The following is an 8,837-nucleotide window of genomic DNA, read 5'->3' on the forward strand; positions in this document are numbered from 1 at the left end:
GGTCGTCGGCGGCGCCGGCGAGCAGGGTCAGCGCGTCGACGTCCAGGTCGGCGCCCGGCTCCAGGTCGGCCAGCACGATCTGGCCGGGGTGCTCCGACTGCGCCGAGCGCAGCAGGCCCCACACCGCCGCCCCGGCCACGTCGGTGACGCGGTCGTCGGGGCCGGTGGCCACCGCACCGCGGGTCGCCACGACCAGCCGCGAGTCTGCCAGGGCGTCGGCGGCCAGCCACGCCTGCACGGCGCCGAGGACGTCCGCCGTCACCGACCGCACCGCGTCGGGCACGTCCGTCTCGGGCCGCGTCGCGGGGACGGGCAGCAGCAGCGCCGCCGGGGTGGCGGCGGTCCCGTCCGTCATGGCCGTGGCCAGCGTCGCCACGTCGGCGTACGCGGGGAGCTGCGGCGCGCCGTCGACCGGGCGGTCGCCGAGGACGACCCAGCCGTACCCGCCGTCGGGCGCGGTGATCTGCTCGGGCTGCCAGGACACCTCGAACAGGGAGCGGTGGGCCTCGTTCGGAGCCGCCACCGACCCGGTCATCTCGCGCAGCGTCAGCGAGTCCACCGACACCACCGGCGCGCCCGTCTCGTCGACGGCGACCAGCCGCACGGAGTTGCCGGACGCGGTCAGGCGCACCCGCAGCGTCCGCGCCCCGACCGCGTGGACCTGCACGCCCTCGAACGCGAACGGCACCCGGGCCCCGCCGCCCGCCTCGTCGGCGGGCAGCAGCCCGACGGGGTGCAGGGCGGCGTCCAGCAACGCCGGGTGCACGCCGAACCCGGCCGGCTCCCCGGCCGCCTCGTCGGGGAGGGCGACCTCGGCGAACACCGTGTCCGCTGCGGTCCACGCCCGGCGCAGCCCCCGGAAGACGGGCCCGTAGGAGAGCCCGTGCTCGGCCACCGTCTCGTACCAACCGGTGACGTCCACCTCGGCCGCTCCTGGCGGCGGCCACGCGCCCACGGTCGGCTCGTCGCCCGTCGGGGCGCCGACGAGGCCGTCGGTGTGCCGGGTCCAGCCCGACTCCGGGTCGTCCTCGGGCTGCGAGTGCACGGTCACCGAGCGGCTGCCGGTCCCGTCGACGGGACCCACCCGGACCTGCACCCGCACTCCGCCGCCGGTGGCGGGCAGCACGAGCGGGGCGAGCACCGTCAGCTCACGGACGCGGGACGCGCCGACCTCGTCGCCCGCCCGGACGACGAGGTCCACCAGGGCGGTGCCGGGCACCACCACGGCACCGGACACGACGTGGTCGGCGAGCCACGGGTGGGTCGTCACCGACAGCCGGCCGGTCAGCACCACCATGTCCTCGCCGGCGACCGAGACGGTCGCGCCGAGCAGCGGGTGCCGCGCGACACCGAGGCCCGCCCCCGAGACGTCGGCCGACTGGCCGGCCGGCGGCAGCCAGTACCGCTCGCGGTGGAAGGCGTACGTGGGCAGGTCGACGCGGCGCGCGCCGCTGTCGGCGAACCACTGCCGCCAGGTCACCGGCACGCCGTGCACGTGCAGCTCGGCGAGGGCGTGCAGCAGGGCGTGCGCCTCGGGCCGGTCCTTGCGCTGGACGGCAACGGCCAGCACGGTGTCGTCGTCGGGCAGGATGTCCGCCGCCATCGCGGTCAGCACACTCTGCGGACCCACCTCCAGGAAGGTGTCCACCCCGGCGGCGCGCAGCGCGGTGACGCCGTCGGCGTACCGGACGGCCTCGCGGACGTGCCGCACCCAGTACTCCGGGGTGCGGATCTCGTCGCCCTCGGCCAGCGCACCGGTCACGTTCGACACGACCGGCAGCAACGGCGCCGCGAACGTCAGCCCGTCCAGGACCGTACGGAACTCGGCCAGCATCGGCTCCATCAGCGGACTGTGGAACGCGTGGCTGACGGTGAGCCGACGGGTCCGGGCGCCCCGGCCCCGCCAGAACTGCTCCACCTCGTCGAGGGCGTCGACGGCCCCGGACACCACGATCGACCTCGGCCCGTTGACCGCCGCGATGCCCACGCGGTCAGTCAGCCCGGCGATCGACTCGACCACGGCCGCCTCGTCGGCGGCAACCGCCAACATCCCGCCGCCGGCCGGCAGGGCCTGCATCAGCCGACCCCGCGCCGCGACCAGCGCGGCGGCGTCCGCCAGGGACAGCACGCCGGCCACGTGCGCGGCGGTGATCTCACCGATCGAGTGACCGGCGAGCATGTCCGGCACGACGCCGAACGACTCGACCAGACGGAACAGGGCCACCTCGACCGCGAACAACCCGGCCTGCGTGAACACCGTCTGGTCCAGCAACGCCGCCTCGGCCGTGCCCGCCTCGGCGAACAGCACCTCCCGCAACGGACGCGGCAGCAACGGATCCAGCTGTGCGCACACCTCGTCCAACGCCGCCGCGAAAACGGGGTACTCGGCCGACAGCTCGCGGCCCATGCCGGCACGCTGCGCACCCTGACCCGAGAACAGCAGCGCGAGCTGGCCCCGCTGCCCGCCCGGGCCGAAGGCCACACCGGCCGAGGGCTCGCCCGCCGCCACGGCTTCGAGGCCCGCCAGCAGTTCGGCCCGGGTCGCACCGGACACGACCGCGCGGTGCTCCAACACCGACCGCGACGTCACCGACGACCACGCCACGTCCAGCGGGCGCAGGGTCGTGTCCCCGCTCAGCCATGCCGCCCAGCGACCGGCCTGCGCCGACAGCCCGGCCGCGTCGCGGGCCGAGAGCAGCACCGGCGCCACCGCCGGCGCCCGGGACGGTTCGCCGCCGGCGTCCCGCTCGTCCCCGACAGGCGGGGCGGGCGGCTGTTCCAGGATGAGGTGGACATTCGTACCGCTGATGCCGAACGACGACACGGCGGCCCGGCGCGGCCGGTCCACGGCCGGCCAGGGACGGGCCTCGGTCAGCAGGGACACCGCGCCGGCGGACCAGTCCACGTGGGGGGTCGGCTCGTCGAGGTGCAGGGTCGACGGGAGCAGGCCGTGCCGCATCGCCTGCACCATCTTGATCATGCCGGCGACGCCGGCGGCGGCCTGGCTGTGGCCGATGTTCGACTTGATCGAGCCGAGCAGCAGCGGCCGGTCGGCGGGACGGTCCTGCCCGTACGTGGCCAGCAGGGCCTGCGCCTCGATCGGGTCGCCGAGGACGGTGCCGGTGCCGTGCGCCTCGACGGCGTCCACGTCGGCGGTGCTCAGGCGGGCGTTGGCGAGGGCCTGCCGGATGACCCGCTGCTGCGCCGGCCCGTTCGGGGCGGTGAGGCCGTTGGACGCGCCGTCCTGGTTCACGGCGCTGCCGGCGATGACGGCGAGCACCTGACGGCCCTCGCGCCGGGCGTCGGAGAGCCGCTGGACCAGCAGCACGCCGACGCCCTCGGACCAGCCGGTGCCGTCGGCGTCGGCGGCGAAGGACTTGCAGCGCCCGTCCGGGGCGAGGCCGCCCTGGCGGGAGAACTCGACGAACGCGCCCGGGGTCACCATGACGGTGACGCCGCCGGCCAGCGCCAGGTCGCACTCGCCGCCGCGCAGCGCCTGGGCGGCCAGGTGCACCGCCACAAGGGACGACGAGCAGGCGGTGTCGACCGTGACCGCCGGGCCTTCCAGGCCGAAGGTGTACGACACCCGGCCGGAGATGACGCTGTGCGCGCCGCCGGTGAGCTGGTATCCCGCCAGTTCGGCGGGCGTGTCGGTGGTGCCGTACCCCGACGGGGAGGCGCCGACGAAGACGCCGGTACGGCTGCCGCGCAGCTCGTCCGGGTCGATTCCGGCCTGCTCCATGGCCTCCCAGGACGCCTCCAGCAGCAGCCGCTGCTGCGGGTCCATGGCGACCGCCTCACGGGGCGAGATGCCGAAGAAGCCGGGGTCGAACGTGGTGGCGCCGTCGACGAAGCCGCCCTCGCGGGTGTGCGACACCGGTCGTCCGTCGGCGTCGACGGCCAGCAGCCGGCCCATGTCCCAGTTGCGGTCCTCGGGGAAGCCGCTGATCCCGTCGCGCCCGGTGGCGACGAGGTCCCAGAGGTCGTCCGGGCTGGCGACGCCACCCGGGTACCGGCAGCTCATGCCGACGATGACGATCGGGTCGTCGTCCACCGGCCCGGCGGGGCCCCAGGTGGCGACGGTGTCGACCTCGTGCAGGCGCAGCGTCGCCGACAGGTGGTCGGCGAGGGCGGCCGGGTTCGGGTAGTCGAAGACCAGCGTGGTGGGCAGGGTGAGCCCGGTGGCGGCGCCGAGCCGGTTGCGCAGCTCCACCGCGGTCAGCGAGTCGAAGCCCAGCTCCTTGAACGCCCGGTTCGCCTTGACCAGCTCGGTGCCGGAGTGGCCGAGCACGGCGGCGGTGTGCGTCCGCACGAGGTCGGTCAGGTACCGGTCCTGCTCGGCGCGGGGCAACGTCAGCAGGTGCTGCCGCAGCCCGCCGCCGGCGGCGTCCTCCGGCGCCCCGTCGACCACGCGCAGGGCGTCCCGAGCCTCGGCGATGTCGTCGAGCAGGGGGCGGGGGCGGGCGGCGGCGAACGCCGGGGTGAACAGGGACCAGTCGACGTCCGCCACGGTCACCGACGGCACGGACCGACCGACCGCGCTGCGCAGCGCGTACACGGCCTGGGCCGGGGACATCGGGCTGAGGCCGCGCCGGGCCAGCAGCTCCTGTCCCTCGCCGCTGGCCATCCCGCCCTCGGCCCAGGGTCCCCAGGCGACGGCGGTGGCGGCCAGTCCGCGGGCCCGGCGCCGCTCGGCGAGGGCGTCGAGGAAGGCGTTGCCGGCGGCGTACGCGGCCTGTCCGCCGCTGCCCCAGATGCCGGCGATGGAGGAGAACAGCACGAACGCGTCGAGCGGCCGGTCGCCCAGCAACTCGTCCAGGTGCACCGCGCCGGCGATCTTTCCGTCCAGCACCTCGGCCAGCCCGGCCAGGTCGGTGTCCGCCAGCATGGTCAGTTGGCCCACCCCGGCGGCGTGCACCACCGCCGTCAGCGGCGCCGGGTCCGCGTCGATGTCGCGCAGCAACGCCTCGACCCGGGCGCGGTCGGCCATGTCGGCGGCGACCAGGGTCACCCGGGCGCCCAGCCCGGTCAGCTCGTCGCGCAGCTCCGCCGCCCCCGGGGCGCGGTCGCCCCGGCGGCTGGTCAGCACGACGTGGTCCGCGCCGTTGGCCGCGACCCAGCGGGCCACGTGGGCGCCGAGCGCCCCGGTGCCACCGGTGATCAGCACCGTGCCCGACGGCTGCCAGCGCTCGACCGCGCCCACCGCCGCCGGCGTGGCCCGGACCAGTCGCCGCACGAACACACCGGAGGGTCGTACGGCGACCTGGTCCTCGTGGCCGCCGCCGGTCAGAACGCCCACCAGGTGGTCCCAGTCGGCCCGGTCGGGCCCGTCGGGCAGGTCGACCAGGCCGCCCCAGAGCTGCGGGTGTTCCAGCCCGGCGACCCGGGCCAGGCCCCACAGGCCACCCTGGGCGACGCTGCGGACCGGGTCCCCGTCGCCGGTGCTGACCGCGCCCCGGGTGACCGTCCACAGCGGCGCCGCGATGTCCGCGCCGTGCAGGGCCTGCACCAGCGCCATCGTGGCGGCCGTGCCGAGCGGCACCGCCGGCTGGCCGGGGTGCGGCGCGTCCAGCAGGCCCAGCAGGGACACGATGCCGGAGAACCGCCGGTCCCCGACAGCCTCGGCCACCCGCGACGTCACGTCGTCGCGCTCCGTGAGCGGGTCCACCGCCAGCCGGGACACCTCGCCGCCCGCGGCGGCCAGCGCGCCCGCGAGCGCCTCGGCCCATTCCGTCACCGGCGTCTCGCCGGCCGGCTCGACCAGCAGCCAGCCGCCCACCGGGGTGGCCGGGGTCGGGGCGGTGGTCCGCTTCCACACCACCCGGTACGACCAGCCGTCGACGACCGCGTCCCGCAGCCGCGCCTTGCGCCAGGACGACAGGACCGGCAGGGCCGGGGCCAGGACGTCCAGGGCGGCGGCGTCGAACTGCGCCGCCAGGGCGGCCACGTCGGACCGCTCCACCGCGGACCAGAACTCGACGTCGACCACGTCGGGGCTGACCGGGCCGGTGGCCGACACCGGCATCTGCTCGGGCCAGTAGCGCTGCCGCTGGAACGCGTACGTGGGCAGGGCGACGGGGCTCGCGTCGGCGTCGGCGTAGACGGCCGGCCAGTCGACGGACGCGCCGTTGACGTGCAGCTCGGCCAGGGCGGCGAGCAGGGCCTTCACCTCGGCACGGTCGGCGCGCAGGACGGGCACCGCGACCGGCGCGGCCTCCCCGTCGGCGTCCGCCGGGGCCTGCCGGCCCAGCACGTCGCGGGTCATCGCGGTCAGCACGCTCTGCGGGCCGACCTCCAGGAACGTGTCGACGCCGGCGGCCCGCAGGGCGGCGACCCCGTCGGCGAAGCGGACGGCCTCGCGGACGTGCCGCACCCAGTAGTCGACAGTGCGGATCTCGTCGGCGTCGGCGAGCGCGCCGGTCACGTTCGACACGATCGGCAGCGTCGGCACGGCGAAGGTGAGCCCGTCGAGGACGGCCCGGAACCCGGCCAGCATCGGCTCCATCAGCGGGCTGTGGAAGGCGTGGCTGACCCGCAACCGACGTGTCCGCGCGCCCCGCTCCCGCCAGAGCCGTTCCACCTCGTCGAGGGCCTCGACGGCGCCGGACACCACGACCGAGGTGGGGCCGTTCACCGCCGCGATCCCGACCCGGTCGGTCAGGCCGGCGATCGACTCGGCGACCGCGGCCTCGTCGGCCGCGACCGCGAGCATGCCGCCGCCCGCCGGCAGCGCCTGCATCAGCCGACCCCGCGCCGCGACCAGCGCGCACGCGTCGCCGAGGGACAGCACGCCGGCCACGTGCGCGGCGGCGATCTCACCGATCGAGTGGCCGCCCACGAAGTCCGGCACCACACCGTACGACTCGACGAGCCGGAACAGGGCCACCTCGACGGCGAACAGCCCGGCCTGGGTGAAGGCGGTCTGGTCCAGCAGCTCCGCCTCGGCGGAGCCCTCGGGGGCGAACAGCACCTCCCGCAGCGGGCGCGGCAGCAGCGGGTCGAGCTGGGCGTACACCTCGTCCAACGTGGCAGCGAACGCCGGGAACCCGTCGTACAGCTCCCTGCCCATGCCGGCGCGCTGCGCGCCCTGGCCGGAGAAGAGCACCGCGAGCGGGCCACGGTCGGCCGCCTGCCCGGCGACCACCGCGCCGGACGGCTGCCCGGCGGCGAGGGCGCGCAGCCCGGCCAGCAGGTCGTCGCGGTCGGCGGCGGTGAGCACCGCGCGGTGCTCCAGCGCGGACCGCGACACCACCGACGACCAGCCGACGTCGACCGGGCGGACGGCCTCGTCGGCGTCCAGCCACCGGGCCCAGCGTCCGGCCTGCGCGGCCAGCGCGGCCTCCGACCGGGCGGACAGCAGGACGGGCACCGCCGGCAGGGCGACGGCGGGCGCCGGGCCGGCGCCGGCGCGGGCCGCACCGTCGGCGTCGGGGGTGGGCGGCTCCTCCAGGATGGTGTGGGCGTTGGTGCCGGAGATGCCGAACGACGACACCGCCGCCCGCCGGGGACGGTCGGTCACCGGCCACGGCCGCGCCTCGGTCACCAGCGACACCTCGCCGGCCGACCAGTCCACCTTGGGCGTCGGCTCGTCCACGTGCAGGGTGGACGGGACGAGCCCGTGCCGCATCGCCATCACCATCTTGATCACGCCGGCCACGCCCGCAGCGGACTGACTGTGACCGATGTTCGACTTGATCGAGCCGAGCAGCAGCGGCCGATCGGCGGGACGATCCTGCCCGTACGTGGCCAGCAGGGCCTGCGCCTCGATCGGGTCGCCGAGGACGGTGCCGGTGCCGTGCGCCTCGACGGCGTCCACGTCGGCGGTGCTCAGGCGGGCGTTGGCGAGGGCCTGCCGGATGACCCGCTGCTGCGCCGGCCCGTTCGGGGCGGTGAGGCCGTTGGACGCGCCGTCCTGGTTGACCGCGCTGCCCCGGATCACGGCGAGGACGGGGTGTCCCTTGCGCTGCGCGTCCGACAACCGCTCCACCAGCAGGATGCCGACGCCTTCGGACCAGCCGGTGCCGTCGGCGGCGGCGGCGAACGACTTGCACCGACCGTCGGGGGCGAGCCCCCGCTGCCGGGAGAAGCCGACGAACGGGCTGGGGGTGGCCATGACGCACACGCCGCCGGCCAGGGCGAGGTCGAAGTCGCCCTGCCGCAGGGCCTGGCACGCCAGGTGCAGCGCGACCAGCGACGACGAGCAGGCGGTGTCGACCGTGACCGCCGGTCCCTCCAGGCCGAGGGCGTACGCGATCCGCCCCGAGACGACGCTGGTGGCGGTGCCCGTCAGCAGGTAGCCCTCGTCGGTGCCCTCGGCCTCGCTCTGCGGGCCCATCCCGTAGCCGTTGGCGGCGGTCCCGACAAAGACGCCGACCTTCTGTCCGCGCATGGACGCCGGCGCGATGCCGGCGTGCTCGAACGCCTCCCACGACGTCTCCAGCAGCAGCCGCTGCTGGGGGTCCATCGCCACGGCCTCCCGGGGCGAGATGCCGAAGAACTCGGCGTCGAAGTCGGCCGCGTCGTAGAGGAAGCCGCCCTCGCGGGTGGTGGACCGGCCGGCCCGGTCGGCGTCCGGGTCGTACAGGTTGTCCAGGTCCCAGCCCCGGTCCGTCGGGAAGCCGCCGATCGCGTCGCCGCCGGCGGCCACCAGGTCCCAGAGCTGCTCCGGGCTGGCGACGCCGCCCGGGTAGCGGCAGGACATCGCGACGATCGCGATCGGCTCCCGGGCGGCAGCGGTCAGCTGCTGGTTGAGCTGACGGAGGCGGCCCGTCTCCTTGAGCGACGCGCGAAGCGCCTCGACGACCTTGTCTGCGGACGTAGACATCATGAGCTCCGTA

Annotated in this window: 1 protein-coding gene (cut by a window edge); it reads right to left on the minus strand. The window is 76.1% G+C overall.

The window, feature by feature from the left end; genetic code table 11:
* Positions 1-8,824 carry the 5' end (the start) of a type I polyketide synthase gene (locus ACGFZ2_RS28190; RefSeq protein ID WP_393458664.1) on the minus strand. Its footprint begins 21,026 nt before the window's first position, so only the first 8,824 of its 29,850 coding nucleotides appear in the window; its start codon is at positions 8,822-8,824; its stop codon lies beyond the left edge, outside the window.
* Positions 8,825-8,837 lie beyond the last annotated feature (13 nt).

The organism is Micromonospora sp. NPDC048063 (assembly GCF_043202855.1).
Taxonomy (GTDB): domain Bacteria; phylum Actinomycetota; class Actinomycetes; order Mycobacteriales; family Micromonosporaceae; genus Micromonospora.